The sequence below is a fragment of the Dactylosporangium roseum genome (assembly GCF_025264685.1).
In the GTDB taxonomy this organism is placed as follows: domain Bacteria; phylum Actinomycetota; class Actinomycetes; order Mycobacteriales; family Micromonosporaceae; genus Dactylosporangium; species Dactylosporangium roseum.
Map to the genome: position 1 here is coordinate 6,159,714 of NZ_CP073721.1, position 14,974 is coordinate 6,174,687.

13 protein-coding genes are annotated in these 14,974 nt (G+C 71.7%); 10 read left to right on the forward strand and 3 right to left on the reverse strand.

Going from position 1 to position 14,974, the window contains the following annotated elements:
- Positions 1-30 precede the first annotated feature (30 nt).
- Positions 31-1,902, reverse strand: a complete 1,872-nt coding sequence (locus tag Drose_RS28815) for an AMP-binding protein (RefSeq protein ID WP_260724435.1) — start codon at positions 1,900-1,902, stop codon at positions 31-33.
- A 496-nt stretch (positions 1,903-2,398) separates the two neighbouring features.
- Between Drose_RS28815 and Drose_RS28820 the strand changes: the two genes are divergently transcribed.
- Complete coding sequence (locus tag Drose_RS28820) at positions 2,399-3,796, forward strand: IS4 family transposase (RefSeq protein WP_260722692.1); 1,398 nt, start codon at positions 2,399-2,401, stop codon at positions 3,794-3,796.
- Positions 3,797-4,075: 279 nt separating this feature from the next.
- On the opposite strand, the gene Drose_RS28825 is transcribed toward Drose_RS28820, so the two are convergent.
- Positions 4,076-6,604: an FHA domain-containing protein gene (locus Drose_RS28825; RefSeq protein ID WP_260724436.1), complete on the reverse strand. Its 2,529-nt coding sequence runs from the start codon at positions 6,602-6,604 to the stop codon at positions 4,076-4,078.
- Positions 6,605-6,847: 243 nt separating this feature from the next.
- Here Drose_RS28825 and Drose_RS28830 point away from each other — a divergent pair, with 243 nt between their 5' ends.
- The 7 genes from Drose_RS28830 to Drose_RS28860 all read left to right on the forward strand — a co-directional run bounded on the left by Drose_RS28830 (position 6,848) and on the right by Drose_RS28860 (position 12,328).
- Entirely contained in the window at positions 6,848-8,020 is a 1,173-nt protein-coding gene (locus Drose_RS28830; protein WP_260724437.1) for a S8 family peptidase, read from the forward strand.
- 97 nt (positions 8,021-8,117) lie between these two features.
- Positions 8,118-8,687 carry an RNA polymerase sigma factor gene (locus Drose_RS28835; RefSeq protein ID WP_260724438.1) on the forward strand — a complete coding sequence of 190 codons (570 nt, stop codon included), beginning with the start codon at positions 8,118-8,120 and terminating at the stop codon, positions 8,685-8,687.
- Positions 8,688-8,715: 28 nt separating this feature from the next.
- Positions 8,716-9,171, forward strand: coding sequence for a hypothetical protein (locus Drose_RS28840; RefSeq protein ID WP_260724439.1), 456 nt, complete (start codon positions 8,716-8,718; stop codon positions 9,169-9,171).
- Between the two features lie 73 nt (positions 9,172-9,244).
- Positions 9,245-9,652, forward strand: coding sequence for a VOC family protein (locus tag Drose_RS28845; protein ID WP_260724440.1), 408 nt, complete (start codon positions 9,245-9,247; stop codon positions 9,650-9,652).
- 200 nt (positions 9,653-9,852) lie between these two features.
- On the forward strand, positions 9,853-10,533 hold the full coding sequence (locus Drose_RS28850) for a YqeB family protein (protein ID WP_260724441.1): 681 nt from the start codon (positions 9,853-9,855) through the stop codon (positions 10,531-10,533).
- Entirely contained in the window at positions 10,530-11,687 is a 1,158-nt protein-coding gene (locus tag Drose_RS28855) for a sensor histidine kinase (RefSeq protein WP_260724442.1), read from the forward strand. Before Drose_RS28850 ends, Drose_RS28855 begins: the two co-directional genes overlap by 4 nt.
- Positions 11,675-12,328, forward strand: coding sequence for a response regulator (locus Drose_RS28860; RefSeq protein WP_260724443.1), 654 nt, complete (start codon positions 11,675-11,677; stop codon positions 12,326-12,328). Before Drose_RS28855 ends, Drose_RS28860 begins: the two co-directional genes overlap by 13 nt.
- A 37-nt stretch (positions 12,329-12,365) precedes the next feature.
- On the opposite strand, the gene Drose_RS28865 is transcribed toward Drose_RS28860, so the two are convergent.
- A complete protein-coding gene (locus Drose_RS28865) occupies positions 12,366-13,292 on the reverse strand; it encodes an SDR family oxidoreductase (RefSeq protein ID WP_260724444.1) in 927 nt (308 codons plus the stop codon).
- Between the two features lie 89 nt (positions 13,293-13,381).
- Here Drose_RS28865 and Drose_RS28870 point away from each other — a divergent pair, with 89 nt between their 5' ends.
- Together Drose_RS28870 and Drose_RS28875 are read left to right on the forward strand one after the other, a co-directional pair.
- The gene (locus Drose_RS28870; RefSeq protein ID WP_260724445.1) at positions 13,382-13,999 is read left to right on the forward strand and encodes a TetR/AcrR family transcriptional regulator; all 618 of its coding nucleotides are present in this window, start codon (positions 13,382-13,384) and stop codon (positions 13,997-13,999) included.
- Between the two features lie 52 nt (positions 14,000-14,051).
- Positions 14,052-14,972, forward strand: a complete 921-nt coding sequence (locus Drose_RS28875) for a proteasome assembly chaperone family protein (RefSeq protein ID WP_260724446.1) — start codon at positions 14,052-14,054, stop codon at positions 14,970-14,972.
- Positions 14,973-14,974 lie beyond the last annotated feature (2 nt).

Sequence of the window (14,974 nt, forward strand, 5' to 3'; positions counted from 1 at the left end):
ATCCCCGGTTCGCTGTGAGCGTGTTCGCTGTCAGCGTGGCTCTTGCAGGATCGGTCTCAGGGCATCGATGACCGTCGCATCCTCGATGGTCGGCGGCACCGGCTCGTCGTGGCCGGCCGCGATGCCGCGCATGGTCTTGCGCAGGATCTTGCCCGAGCGGGTCTTCGGCAGCGCCGGGACGACCTGCACGCTCTTCAGGGCGGCGACCGCGCCGATGCGTTCGCGGACCAGGGCGACCAGCTCGCCGATCAGCCCGTCGGTCGCCGGGACGCCGGCCTTCAGGACGACGAACCCGCGCGGCACCTGCCCCTTCAGATCGTCGTCGACACCGATCACGGCGCACTCGGCGACCGCCGGATGGGAGGCCAGGACCTCTTCCATCGACCCCGTCGACAGCCGGTGCCCGGCGACGTTGATGACGTCGTCGGTGCGGCCCATGACGTACAGGTAGCCGTCCTCGTCGAAGCGGCCGCCGTCGCCGGTCAGATACGTGCCGGGGTACGCGCTGAGGTACGACGCCACGAACCGCTCGTCGTCGTTCCACAGTGTCGGCAGGCAGCCCGGCGGTAGCGGCAGCCGGATCACGATCGCGCCGTCCTCGCCGGCGGGCGCGTCAGTGCCGTCGGGCCGCAGGACCCGCACGTCGTAGCCGGGCACCGGCACCGACGGCGAGCCGGCCTTCGTCGGCATCGGCTCCAGGCCGCGCGGGCTGGCGACGATCGGCCAGCCGGTCTCGGTCTGCCACCAGTGGTCGACGACCGGCACCCCGAGCTTCTCGGCGGCCCACTCGTACGTCTGCGGGTCGAGCCGCTCGCCGGCGAGGAAGAGGGTGCGCAGGCTGGGCATCGGGCGGAGGTGCCGGGCGTCCGGGTCCTCCTTGCGGATCGCGCGGATCGCGGTCGGCGCCGTGAACAGCACGTTGACGTCGTGCTCCTCGACCACCCGCCAGAACGCCCCGGCGTCGGGCGTGCCGACGGGCTTGCCCTCGTACATGATCGTGGTGGCGCCGACCAGCAACGGGGCATACACGATGTACGAGTGGCCGACCACCCAGCCGACGTCGGAGGCGGCCCAGAACACGTCGCCGGGGCCGACCGCGTAGACGTTGGTCATCGACCAGGCGAGCGCGACGGCATGGCCGCCGTTGTCGCGGACGATGCCCTTCGGCCGGCCGGTCGTGCCGGAGGTGTAGAGGATGTAGAGCGGGTCGGTCGCCGCGACCGGCACACAGTCCGCGGCGGTGCCACCCTTGACCGCGTCCGCCCAGGTCAGGTCGGTGCCGGACAGATCGACGGGCGCCTGCTCGCGCTGGAGGACGATCGTGTGGTCGGGCCGGTGCGCGGCCTCGGCGAGCGCGGCGTCGAGCAGCGGCTTGTACCTGACGATCCGGCTCGCCTCGATGCCGCACGAGGTGGCGACGACGACCTTCGGCCGCGCGTCGTCGATGCGGGCGGCGAGCTCCTTCGGCCCGAAGCCGCCGAAGACCACGGAGTGCACGGCCCCGAGCCGCGCGCACGCGAGCATGGCGATCACGGCCTCGGGCACCATGGCCATGTAGATGACGACGCGGTCACCCCGGCCCACGCCGAGCCGCCGGAGCGCCCCGGCGAAGATCGCCACCTCGTCCCGCAGTGCCCCGAAGGTGTACTTGCGGACGGTCCCGGTGACGGGACTGTCGTGGATGAGGGCGATCCGGTCGGCGTGTCCGGCGGCGACGTGCCGATCCAAGGCGTTGTGGCAGGTATTGAGCGCGGCGTCGGGGAACCAGCGGTAGAACGGCCGGCGGTCGCCGTCCAGCACCCGGATCGGCATCCGGTCCCAGTCCACGGCGGCGGCGGCGTCCCGCCAGAATCCTTCGGGGTCGGCAAGGCTCTGTTCGTAGGTTTCGCGATAAGCGCCCATGCCGTCGATCCTGCTCCCTCCCCCGCGGTTCGTCTCCCCCCCCATTTCGTCACGTTGATCATGCAAGGCCGCGAGGTCGAGCCGTGCGGTCGTCCGTCGATCCCGGCGTCGCGCCACGGGGTGATGACGCACAGTCGCGCGGACGGTGTCCGCCGCTCGCGACCGCCACCGAACCCGGGACGGCGGCGTTCGGGCCGGACGACTCCATGATCATGCCGAGCTTCGCGGCCTTGCCCAACGGCCCCTTGCCAACCCGGACCAGACCGACAATTCAGGCGCGGGGCCTCGGAGGCGTCGCCGCCGAGGGTGCCGACCGGCCCACGTTCCGTCCCAATCCGCCGCCGCGCCTCTCGATCTCATGATCATGCAAGACCGGGAAGTTAAGTCGTGAGGGTTGCTGTCAAGGGTGTGTGGTTGCGGTGTGGTGGGGTGATAAGGCAACGGGACTCCGGTAGAACAGGCAGTCGATCAAGATCAGCCTGTGGGGGGAGTCCCGTTGTCGGAGGAGTCTGTCATTGCCGGGGTCGGGTCGGTGCCGGTGGGGGTGTTCGCGGCGGGGCATCTGGGTGAGTTGACCCGGGCTGTGCCGGTGGAGTTGGTGGATGCGGTGTTGGCCGAGACGGGGCGGGTGCAGCGGCGGGTGCGGCGGTTGCCGTCGCGGGTGGTGGTGTATTGGCTGTTGGGGTTGGGGTTGTTCGGCTCGTTGTCGTATCGGCGGGTGTGGGGAGCGTTGGTCGGTGGGTTGGGTGTGGTGGCCGGGTTGGGGGTGTGTCCGTCGTCGTCGGGGTTGGCGCAGGCGCGGCGGCGGGTGGGGGTGCCGCCGCTGCGGCGGTTGTTCCAGACTCTGGCCGGGCCGGTGGCGGGTCGCGACACGGTCGGGGCGTGGTGGCGGGGGCTGCGTACGGTGGCGATCGACGGGTCCACGGTGAATGTGCCGGATTCGCCGGCGAATCGGGCGGTGTACGGCAAGCGGATGGCCCGTGCCGGTGAGCCGGGGTATCCGCTGGTGCGGGTGGTGGCGTTGGTGGAGACCGGGACTCGGGCGGTGTTCGGTGCGGTGTTCGGTACCGGCGTGGGCGGTGAGAGTGGTGAGACCAGTTATGCCGTGGGGTTGCTGGGTCTGCTGCGGCCGGGAATGCTGCTGCTGGCCGACCGTGGCTATGACACCAACATGTTCATGACGAAGGTCACCGCCGCTGGGGCGGGGTTGTTGCTGCGGGTCAAGTCCAGTCGCAAGCTGCCGGTGCTGGACCGTCTTGGTGACGGTTCCTACGCCAGTGTGGTGGCTGGGGTGCGGGTTCGGGTGGTCGAGGCGGTCGTCACGCTGTCCTGTGCGGATGGTTCGACCCGTACCGGTGTCTGGCGGCTGGTCACTACCCTCACCGACGAGCGCCGCTATCCGGCCGGGGCGCTGATCGAGCTCTACCACGAGCGGTGGGAGGTCGAGTCGACCTTCCTGGCGATCAAGCACACCCTGCTGGCTGGGCGGGTGCTGCGTTCGACCACTCCGGACGGCGTCGATCAGGAACTCTACGCACTGCTGACCGTCTATCAGGCGCTGCGGCAGACGATGACCTGGGCCACGGACACCACCGGGGCCGACCCGGACCGGGCCAGCTTCACCATCGCCGTGCAGACCGCCCGCGATCTGACCATCCGCGCTGTCGGGGTGATCACTATCGCGGTCGACCTGGTCGGTGCGATCGGTCGTGCTGTGCTGGCTGACCTGCTACCGGCCCGACGCGCCCGGATCAGCCCACGTGTGGTGAAACGGCCGATCTCCCGTTACGCCTACAAGAACCTGAAAACCCCGAAGATCATCCACCGGATCACCGACATCGCCATCGCTATCGGCACATCAACCAGCCCATTGACAACAGCCCCAGCGGCTTAACTTCCCGGTCTTGCATGATCATGGGAAAGATCTGGCTACCGGGACAGCCACACCTTTCCCCTGATCATGGAGTCGCCCGGCCGGAACGCGCCGTCCCGGGTCCAGCGGCGATCATGAGCGACAGACACCACCCGCACGACCCCGCGTCACCACCCCGACGACAAGGCCCGTCGGGCCGAACCGCGGTCTTGGTTGATCATGCAGTCGTGGTGGTTGCAAAACCCGCCGAACTCCCGCGATCCGGGCACCACAACTGCAAGATCAACGCGGGTATGGGGGTCACTGGCGGCCGGGTTCCAGGCGGCGCAGGGCCAGGCGGGCCACGCCGACCAGTGCGGCGAACTGCACGACCAGCAACAGGACCGAACGCCACCAGGCACCCGTCGTGTGCCCCCAGAGCGAGTCCTTGAACGGGATCATCGACTGCAGGTCGACGGTGGAGGCGCCGGCGGCCAGGCCCCAGCGCGTCGGGAACAGCCACGAGATCTGCTGGAGCACCGCCTGGCCCTCCAGCTCGAAGAGGCCGCCGGACAGTACGAGCTGGGCCATCACGACGACGACCAGCACCGGGGTCGTCTGCTCGGTCGTCTTGGCCAGGGCGCTCACCAGCAGGCCGAACGCCATCGAGGCGAGGGCCACCAGCGCCACGGGAACCGTGATCTCCACCAGCCAGTGCGCCGGGAGGATCAATGGGTCCTTCGGCGGCTTCTTGCCGAGCAGCGCCAGCCAGGTGAACAGCGCCGTCTGCACCACGATGATGATCGAGAAGACGACGACCTTGGAGGCCAGGTACGCACCGGCGGACAGGCCGACGGCCCGCTCCCGCCGGTAGATGGTCGACTCGTTGACGATCTCGCGGATCGCCGCGGCGGTGCCGAGGAACGCCGCGCCGACGGCCAGCACCACGAGGAGCCGCTGTGCCTCCAGGCTGAACCGGGTGAGGCCCGGCGCGAGGCCATTGTCGCCCGGAACGGTGCGGGTGAGCAGCGCGAGCGCCAGCGGCAGCCCGACCATGAACAGGGCCAGGCCGCGATCGGCGCCGATGACCCAGAACATCCGCAGGCACAGCGTCAGGAACTGCCGGAGCGGCGCCGCGGGGTGGAGGGCACGGCTGCGCAGCGAGGCGCCGCCCAGCTTGACACGGGCCCGCCCGACCGCGCCCCCGGAGGCCGGGGACCTGGCCGCCGCCGGAGCCGGCGGTACCGGTGGTGACGGTGGTGACGTGGACGGAGCCGAGGACGCCGGCCGCTCGGGCATGGCCTGCTCGGCGGTGGGCGAGTCGGCCACCCCGGCGGTGCCTTCCGACGGCTCCGGGGAGCGCGGCAGCGGCACCGTCACCCGCTCGATCACCTCGGGCTTCGGCGGCGGCGCCTCGGCCATCGGCTCGATGACGTAGCGCGTGTAGCGCTCCGACGACCGGTACGTCCGCACCCAGTGCTCGGCGTTGTTCGTCACCTCGCGGAAGACCTCCGCGTAGTCCGCGGCGCCGAAGAAGTCGAGCAGCTCGGCCGGCGGTCCGAAATAGCCCATCCGGCCGCCGACCGTCAGCACCAGGACCCGGTGGCACATGTCGAGGTGCATGACGTTGTGCGTCACGACCGCCACGGTGCGACCCTTGTCGGCCAGGTCGCGCAGCTCCTCCATGACCTCCTTGTCGAGGGCCGGGTCGAGGCCGGAGGTGGGCTCGTCGAGGAAGAGCAGCGACGGCTCGGTCAGCAGCTCCAGGGCGACCGAGACGCGCTTGCGCTGGCCGCCGGAGAGGTTGTCGATGCGCTGCTTGGCCCGCTCGGTGAGGTTGAGCGTCTTGAGGACGTCGGCGACCCGCGCCCGGCGCTCCTTGCGCGGCACGTCGTCGGCGAAGCGCAGGGCGGCGGCGAACCGCAGCGCCCGGCGCACGGTGAGCTGGCGGTGCAGGACGTCGTCCTGCGGGACCATGCCGATGCGGTAGCGCAGCTCGGCGTAGTCGGCGTAGAGGTCGCGGCCGTCGTAACGGACCGTGCCCTGGGTGGCGGGGCGCAGCCCGGCGACGGCCTTGACGAGGGTGGACTTGCCGCAGCCGGAGGGGCCGATGATGCCGAGCAGGCTGCCCTCGGACAGGGCGAAGCTGACGTCGTCGAGCAGCGTCGCGTCCTTGATCCGCACGGTGAGGTCGTCGGCGATGAGCGACGACGGTCCGGCGTCCTCGAACTCGTGGAGCCTGGCGCCGTCGAAGATGAACTCGTGCCGGCCGATGGAGATCATGTCGCCGGGCCGCATGGCCTGCCGGGTGATCTGCCGGCCGTTGTGGAAGGTGCCGTTGCGGCTGCCGAGGTCGACCACCTCGTAGCCGGTCGGCATCCGGCGCAGCTCGGCATGGTTGCGCGAGGCGCGCAGGTCGGTCAGCACGATGTCGTTGTCCGGGCCGCGGCCGAGCCGCACGCGGGCGCCCGCCTCGTACTGCGTGACCTCCCGCACCGGGGACACCGGCGCCGACCCGGTGATCGTCGTCACCCTGAAGGTGAGGGCCGGGCCGTCGGCCGCGCCGAGGTTGACCTTGCCGCCGTCGGTGGCCGCGACGTAGGCGGCCTTCTCGCCGTCGACGAACGTGCCGTTGCGGCTCTCCAGGTCGCGCAGGAACCAGCCGTCGTCGCTCCAGATCACCTCGGCGTGCCGGCGCGATATCAGGTTGCCCTCGACCACGAGGTCGTTGGCGGCGTCGCGGCCGATGGTCACCGTGTCGTCCGGCCGGACCAGTGCCTTGGTCGCGCCGCTGGACACCTCGAGCACGGTGAGCTCGCGGGTCGCTGTCTGCTGGTCGATGCTCGCCACCGGCCCATCATGCCGCCCGCGGACGACCGGGAACACCCGGGGTGGCGATGAACCCGCTCGATCCCAGGCGTGCTCGATCTCCGCGCTCCTCGCCGCCATGAGCTGCGGCAACGCGCCTGGCTCGGAGGCTGCGAGGGAACGCCTCGGCCGTCGGCCGGCGCGCGACACCACCGGCCGGAAATTCCGTGTATCACGAACGCGACTCGCCTCCTCTAGTTCACAGACCCACGTGAGGAGGCAGCCATGGCACCAGCCGAGGGGTGGCGGACCCGCCGCGCCCGGCGTTTGGCCGGTCTGCCGTGGGTGCGCCGTGAGGACCGGGCGGACGGCAGTCCGGTCCGGTTCGTCGCCGACGAGCTGCTGGTGCTCGACGAGCACTTCGCGACCGCCCGGCAGGCGTTCGCGGAGCAGGGCTTCGCTGTGCGGGACATCATTGAGGAGGGGGATGTCCCGAGCGGCTTCCGGCGGGTCCGGCTGCCGGGCCTCGACGTGGCACGCGCCGCCCGCCGCGTGCGCGTGCAGGCCGAGGCGGCCGGGGACAACCGGGTGGCGGCCGGGCCGAACCACGTGTTCGTCTCCACGTCGTTCGAGCACGCCGGGGCGTACGGGGCACCGTGTCCCGCGCCGCCCGGCACGCTCTCGGCGCGGAGGGACGGCACGGAAGAGGTCGGTGTGCTGGTGCTCGACACCGGTGTGTGGCTGAACAGCCCCCTGCCGAAGGACCGGTACGCGGCCGAGGAGCAACGGGACTTCGAGTCCGATGTGGACATCGACGAGGGCGGGATCACGGCCGGTGACGCGGGGCATGCCAACTTCGTCGCCGGCGTCCTGCTCGCCCGGTCGCCGCGGGTCCAGCCAAGGTTGATGAAGATCGTCGACACGTTCGGGGTGTGCCGGGAGACCGACCTTGTCGCGGGACTCCGGCACGCGGAAGACTATCGGATCATCAACCTGTCACTGGGCGGATACACGCTCGACGACCGGCCGCCCGTCCTGCTCACGGCGGTGCTGGCCGGGCTGTTGACCAGCGGCGACCGGGTCGTCGTCGCGGCGGCCGGCAACGACGGGCAGCACGACCGCCCGTTCTGGCCGGCCGCCTACGCGGGGACCAGTGCGCCGTGGCGGCGGCGCGTGGTCGCGGTGGCCGCGCACGACGGGCGGCGGATTGCCGAGTGGAGCAACACCGGGACGTGGATCACGGTGGCGGCCCCGGGAGTCAACGTCACCAGCACCTTCGTCAACCATGAGCGGTTCCCGGACGGCTGGGCGCGGTGGAGCGGCACGTCGTTCGCGGTGCCGTACGTCGCCGCGGCGATCGCCGACGCCATGCCGGAGGCCGGGTCGGCCCGCCTGGCCGCCGAGGCGGTCGTCGGCGGCGCGAACCGGAGGTTCGGCCGCTATGCGGGCCTGGACTAGAGCCATGCGCCAGACCGGGGGGAGGAGGGTGACGGGGTGCGCCGCGCTGGTCGCCGCGCCCCGTCACCCGGAGGCCTCGGTGCTACCCTTCGAGACCATGCCTGAGCCTGACAACGCCCATGTCCTGCGGGCGGCCGCCGACGGCGACCAGAAGGCCTGGGAGTCCATTGTGGACAGATATGCCAACCTGGTCTGGTCGGTCGCCCGCAGCTTCCAGCTCGGCCAGTCCGACGCCGCCGACGTGAGCCAGGCCACCTGGCTGCGGCTGGTCGAACACATCGACGACGTGCGCGACGCCGACAAGCTCGGCTCCTGGCTCGCCACCACGGCCCGCCGCGAGGCGATCGCCCTGCTCCGCAAGGGCGGCCGCGACGTGCCCGCGGGAGCCGCCGCCGACTTCGTCGAGCACCTCGGGGTCCAGGTGGGCTTCGACGCCGCCGACGAACCCGACGCGGGCGTGCTGCGCGACGAGCGCGACGCCGTGTTGTGGCACGAATTCCGCGCGCTGTCCGGCCCGTGCCAGCAGTTGTTGCGGGTGCTCATCGCCGACCCGCCGCCGAGTTATGCCGAGGTCTCGGCCGCGCTCGACGTGCCGATCGGCAGTATCGGTCCGACCCGGCAGCGCTGCCTCGGCACGCTGCGCCGACGATTGGCGGCTTCGATATGACGCGCTGCTCCTGGGCAGGGCCGACCCGATGATCGGGGAGGAAGAGGTGCTGAGCTCATTGCGTGAGTTCGCCAGCCGGCACGACCCCGTGCCACCAGCGGTCCTGGCCGCCGCACGGGCGAGCCTGGCCTGGCGCAACCCGGACGCGGCGCTGGCCGAACTGATCCGCGACTCGGCCGCGAGCAGGCTGATCGCCGTGCGCGGTGGCGGCCCGCGGCTGCTGACCTTCCTGGGCGGGTCGCTGACCATCGACGTCCAGGTGACGACCGGGTCATCCGGCACGGTGGAGGTGGTCGGCGAGCTCGCCCCGGCACTGCCGGCGCGGGTGGTCGTCGAGTCGCCGGGCGGCACGTACGAGACCGCGGCGGACCCGCAGGGCCGGTTCAAGATCACAGGTTTGACGTCCGGGCCGGTCCGGCTGCGCTGCGAGCCGCAGGACGAAGGCGGCTTCGCGCCGGTCCGGACAGAATGGGTGCAGTTGTAGATTCTCGCTACGACACGGACACTTCCGGCGGTACCGTGCGGGGAAGTGCCGCATCGTCGCGAGGGAGCCGGCCATGCCCATCGACCACGTGCAGATCGTGTCCATTCCGGTGAGCGACCAGGACCGCGCGCGGGACTTCTATGTCAACGCGCTCGACTGGGAGCTCGTCAGCGACAACGACGAGGGCGAGCGCCGCTGGGTCGAGGTCGCGCCGAAGCACGGCCAGACCTCTTTCACCCTCGTCACCTGGTTCGAGTCGATGCCGGCGGGCTCGATGCGCGGCATCGTCCTCGACACCGACGACATCGAGAAGACCTACGAGGAGCTGTCCGAACGGGGCATCCTCTTCGAAGGGCCGATCGAGGAAGGGCCGTTTTCCCGGGTCACGAGCTTCGCCGACCCCGACGGCAACTCCTTCGTCCTGCACCAGCTCTACCAGCCGCGCACGCGGGTACTGAGCTACCCGCCGGCGAGATCGTAGCGCAGCGCTCGCCGCGCCGGCGCAGCAGGCTGGAGGACGCCGCCGAAGGGCTGGCGCTCACCGGCCCAGCATCCACAGTGGACCTCTTCCCCGCCGCCGAACCGGGTCGAAGCGATCCACGTCAGCGATACAACTTCGGTATGACGGTGACGACTTTCGGCGACTGTCGACCGGCCGGACGCCTGCCTACCGTGAGCGGTATGCCTGATCACGTCCTGGGTCTATCGCGGTTCGACCGGATGCTGCTCGTCGTGGGTCTTCCGGTGCTCGGCGCCGGGGTGGGATTCGGGCTGCCGGTCGCCGCCCGGTGGCTGCTATCGCTGCCGTGGACGCCATACGCCGGGCCGCTGCGGCTGGTCTCGGAGCTCGGCGACGGCTGGGGCCGCATCCCGACGACAGCCGCCGGCGTGCTCCTGGGCGCGACACTGGCGTTCCTGGCCGTCCACGAGACGCTGAGGGTCACCGTCACGGACGCCGAGCTGCGGCTGACGGAGGGCGAGCGGACCCGGACCGTGGCCCGCCACGACGTCGACGCGGTGTTCGTCGACGGCAACCTCCTCGTGGTTCTCGACCGCGAGTCGCGACAGGTCGTCCGGGACAAGCTGGAGCACGCCGACCGGCCCGAGGTGGAGCAGGCGTTCCGCGCGCACGGATACCCGTGGGTCACGACAGACCCGTATGAGCAGTTGTTCCGCCGCTGGTTGCCCGACCTGCCCGACCTGCCGCCGGCGGTCAACGCGGTCCTGGCCGCCCGGGCGGTGGCGCTGAGCAACAAGAGCGCCACCGGCGCCGCCGAGCTGCGCGACGAGGTGCAGAAGCTCGGCTACACGGTCCGCGACGTCGGCACCACCCAGCACTGGCGGCCCCTGGTGCGGTCATGAGGGCCCGCGACCTCTTCGTCGACCTGGCCGCGACCGCCATCGCGGTGCTGGTCGCCCTGATGGCGGCGACCGTCGGGCTGGACACCGGCCTCATGTCCGACGAGCGGTTCCTGCTGTCGGCCGCGGTCACGATCCCGGCGATCGTCCTGCTGTGGTGGCGGCGCAAGTGGCCGGTGCACGTCGCGCTGCTGCTGCTGATCCCGGCCGCCGTCACCGACATGGCCGGCGGCGCGGCGCTGATCGCGGTGTTCGGCGTGACGGTCCACCGGCCGCTCCGCGTGGCGCTGTGGGTGGCGGCCGCCCACCTCGTGGTACCGATCCCGCTCACCGTCCGCTATCCCGACCCCGACCTGCAGGCGGTGGGCGCCAACACGGTCGCGTTCGCGCTCGTCGCGATGGTCATCGCGTGGGGCGTCACGGTGCGCGGCCGGCGGGAGCTGATCGCGTCGCTGCGCGAGCGGGCCGCACGGGCCGAGGCCGAGGCGGCGCAGCGCGCCGAACTGCTGCGCGGCCTGGAACGGGAGCGGATCGCCCGGGAGATGCACGACGTGCTCGCCCACCGGATCTCGCTGATCAGCCTGCACGCCGGGGCACTGGAGATCCGGCGGGACCTGTCGCGGGAGCAGGTCGCCGAGGCGGGCACGACGATCCGGACCAGCGCGCACCAGGCCATGGAGGAGTTGCGGGAGATCCTCGGGGTCCTGCGCACGAGCGACAACGAGGCGCTGCGTCCCCGGCAGGACCTCGACGACCTCGACGAGTTGGTCGAGGAGGCACGCCGGGCCGGCACGCCGGTCGACCTCGACAACCGGCTGACGGAACCGGAGACCCTGCCGGCGGCGGTGACGAGAACGGCGTTCCGGCTGGTCCAGGAGGGGCTCACGAACGCGCGCAAGCACGCCCCCGGCACCGGGGTGACCGTTCGCCTCGACCGCACGGAGCAGGGTGAGCTGCACGTCTGGCTGCGCAACCCGCTCCCGCCGGCACCCGTGGCGCCGGCGCTGCCCGGGTCGCGGTCCGGCCTGGTCGGCCTGGCGGAGCGGGTCAGCCTGGCCGGCGGCCGGCTGGAGCACGGCCCCCGCCGGCCCCTCGGCGGGTGCCCCGAGGACGGGCTCGGGTTCCATCTGGAGGCGTGGTTGCCGTGGCGGACGTGATCCGAGTCCTCGTCGTCGACGACGACGCGCTGGTGCGCGCCGGCCTCGGCATGGTGCTCGGCGGCGATCCCGACATCGAGCTGGTCGGGGAGGCCGGGGACGGCGCCGCCGCCGTGCAGGCGGTGCGGGCCCTGCGGCCCGACGTGGTCCTGATGGACATCCGCATGCCGCGCATGGACGGCCTCGCCGCCCTGGAGGCACTGCGGGCGGCCGGTTCGGCGCCGGCCGTGGTCGTGCTGACCACGTTCGACACCGACGACCACGTGCTGCGGGCGTTGCGCCTCGGGGCACACGGCTTCCTGCTGAAGGACACCCCGCCACTGGCCATCCTGGAGGCGGTGCGGCGGGTGGCGGCCGGCGAGCAGATGCTGTCACCCTCGGTCGTCAAGCAGCTCGTCGCCCGGATCGTCAACGACGAGAGCCGCGGGCGCAGCGCGGTCAGGACCCTCCAGACGCTGACCCCGCGTGAGCGCGACGTCGCCGAGGCGGTCGCCGAGGGCCGGTCCAACGCCGAGATCAGCGGCGCCCTGCACATGAGCGTGGCGACCGTGAAGACCTACGTGTCCCGGATTCTCGCGAAGCTCGGCTGCGCCAACCGCGTGCAGGTCGCGATCCTGGTCCACGAGGCCCGCCAGGCCTGACCCGGCTCGCGGTGCGGGCCGGTGGCGGCCGGTCCGGTCAGCGGTGGTGGTAGCGGTCGGCGATGAAGCCCGTCGGCGGGGGCTTCTCGACCCGCGGCGGGAGCGCGGTGGCGGTGGTCGCGCCGAAGCCGCGGCCGAGGGACCGCACCTGGGCCTCCATCACCGGCACGCTGCGGCGCGCCTGGCGCTCCACCAGCCGCTCGGCCGGGCGGCTGTTGACCAGCGTCCGCAGCCAGTACACCAGGGCCACACCGCGCGGGACGAAGACCTTGCGGCGGCGGCGTTCCAGCGCGTCGACGAACAGCTCCGCGCAGCGCTCCACCGACGTCGTCGAGCCCAGCGGCGGCGGCAGGCGGTGCAGCGTCTCCCGGAACGACGGCAGGTCGTCCTTGGCGTCGCGAACCAGGTCGGTGTCGATCCACGACGGGTGCGCGGTGCCGACCCGCACGCCGTGATGGGCGACCTCGAGCCGCACCGCGTTGGCGAAGTGCTCGACGCCCGCCTTCGACGCGCAGTACGGGGCCATGCCGGGCAGCGCCGCGAACGAGGCCGCCGAGGCGACGACCAGCAGGTACCCCTGGGCGGTGATGAGGTGCGGCAGGCAGGCGGCGGCGGTGCGCATGACGCCCACCAGGTTGACCTCGACCGTGCGCACCAGGGCCTCGACGTCGCCGGTGGCGACCGTGCCGCGGCTCGCCACGCCCGCGTTGGCGACGACGGCGTCGATCCGGCCGTACGCGGCGATCGTGCCCTCGACAGCGGCGTCCATACTGGCCTGGTCGGTCACGTCGCACGCGAACCACACCGCACCCAGCTCACCGGCGAGCGCGGCGAGCCGGTCGGGCTCGAGGCCGACGAGGGAGAGCCGCGCGCCACGGGCGGCGGCGAGCCTGGCGGTATGTTCACCGATGCCCCGCGCGGCCCCGGTGACGAGCACCACCTGGCCGGACAGACTGCGCTTCACAGCGGCGCCTCCCATCGGCGGTACCGTTCAGTACCAGGCAAACTAGCACCCGGGAACATTGTGCCGGAAGGCCGAGGAACGGGGAGCGCATGACGACCACCAGGACCGCCGAGGCGCTCCGGGAAGACCTCACCGGCGGGCTGGCCGCGTCGATCGCCGCGAAGGGTTACGCGGCGACGACGATCGCCGACATCGTCATGCACGCCCATGTGTCGAAACGCACCTTCTACGAGCACTTCACCGACAAGGAAGCCTGCCTCATGGCCCTCTACGAGCAGGGCTGCGAGCACCTCCTGGCCGTCGTGCGCGGCGCCGCGGTCGGCGGGCAGAAGTCGTGGAAGGTGCTCGTCAACGACGGCGTCACCGCATACCTCAACGCGCTGGAGAGCATGCCGGCGGTCACCCGGACGCTGCTGGTGGAGATCCAGGCCGCGGGGCCGCGGGCCTACCGGCTGCGCCAGCAGATGCAGCGCCGGTTCGCCGATACGCTGGTCGAGGTGGTCGACGAGGCACGGGCGGTCGACCCGGCCATCCCGAAGCTGTCGCAACTGCTGGCGATCGCCCTGGTCGGCGGGGTGCACGAGATGATGTTGCAGGTCTCCGACCCCTACACCGGCGCCGGGCCGTCGTTCACCTCGCTGGCGCCCGCGGTCGACGAGCTCGTCTACGCGATCCTCACGAATCCCTGGGCGACCGGGATGGAATGATCCTCCGGACCGACGGGTTACACGCAGAAAGACACGAGGAGGCTGTGCTCCGGTGCTCAACCCAAGCGAGCTGTACGCGCTCAACGACGACCTGCCGGCACTCGACCGGCCGGTGCTCGTCCACGCGCTGACGGGCTTCGTCGACGCCGGCAACGCCAGCCGACTCGCCCGCGAACACCTGCTCACCATCGGCTCACCCCGAACCGTCGCCGCGTTCGACCTCGACCAGCTTTACGACTACCGCAGCCGCCGCCCGGCGATGCTGTTCGTCGAGGACCACTGGGAGCACTACGAGCAGCCCCGGCTGCTGCTGCGGGTGCTGCGCGACGCGGCCGGCACGGAGTTCCTGCTGCTCGACGGACCCGAGCCCGACCTGCAGTGGGAGCGGTTCACCGCGGCCGTCCTCGAGCTGATCGAGCGCTTCGACGTCCGGGCCACGGTCGGGCTCGCCGCGATCCCGATGGCGGTGCCGCACACCCGGCCGACCGGGGTGACCGCGCACGGCACCAGCCGCGACCTGATCTCCGGCTTCGAGCCGTGGCTCCAGCGCGTGCAGGTGCCGGCAAGCGTCGGCAACCTGCTCGAGTTTCGCATCGGTCAGGACGACCGCGACGCGTTCGGCTTCGCGGTGCACGTGCCGCACTACGTCGCGCAGGCCGAGTTCCCGGCCGCCTCGGAAAGGCTGCTGAGCTGCGTGTCCGAGGCGACCGGCCTGCGGCTGCCGACCGACGAGCTGCGCCGGGCCGCGGAGTCGGTCCGGGCCGAGATCGACCTGCAGATCGCCCAGGCCGACGAGGCCGCCGCGCTGGTGCGGGCACTCGAGGAGCAGTACGACGCCTACACCCGCGGCCGGCAGAACAACCTGCTCGCCGAGTCCCCGGCGCCGCTGCCGACGGCCGACGAGATCGGCGCCGAGCTGGAGCGCTTCCTCGCGGAGCACACCCGCAACGGCGACGACCCGCCGCTGGGCTGACA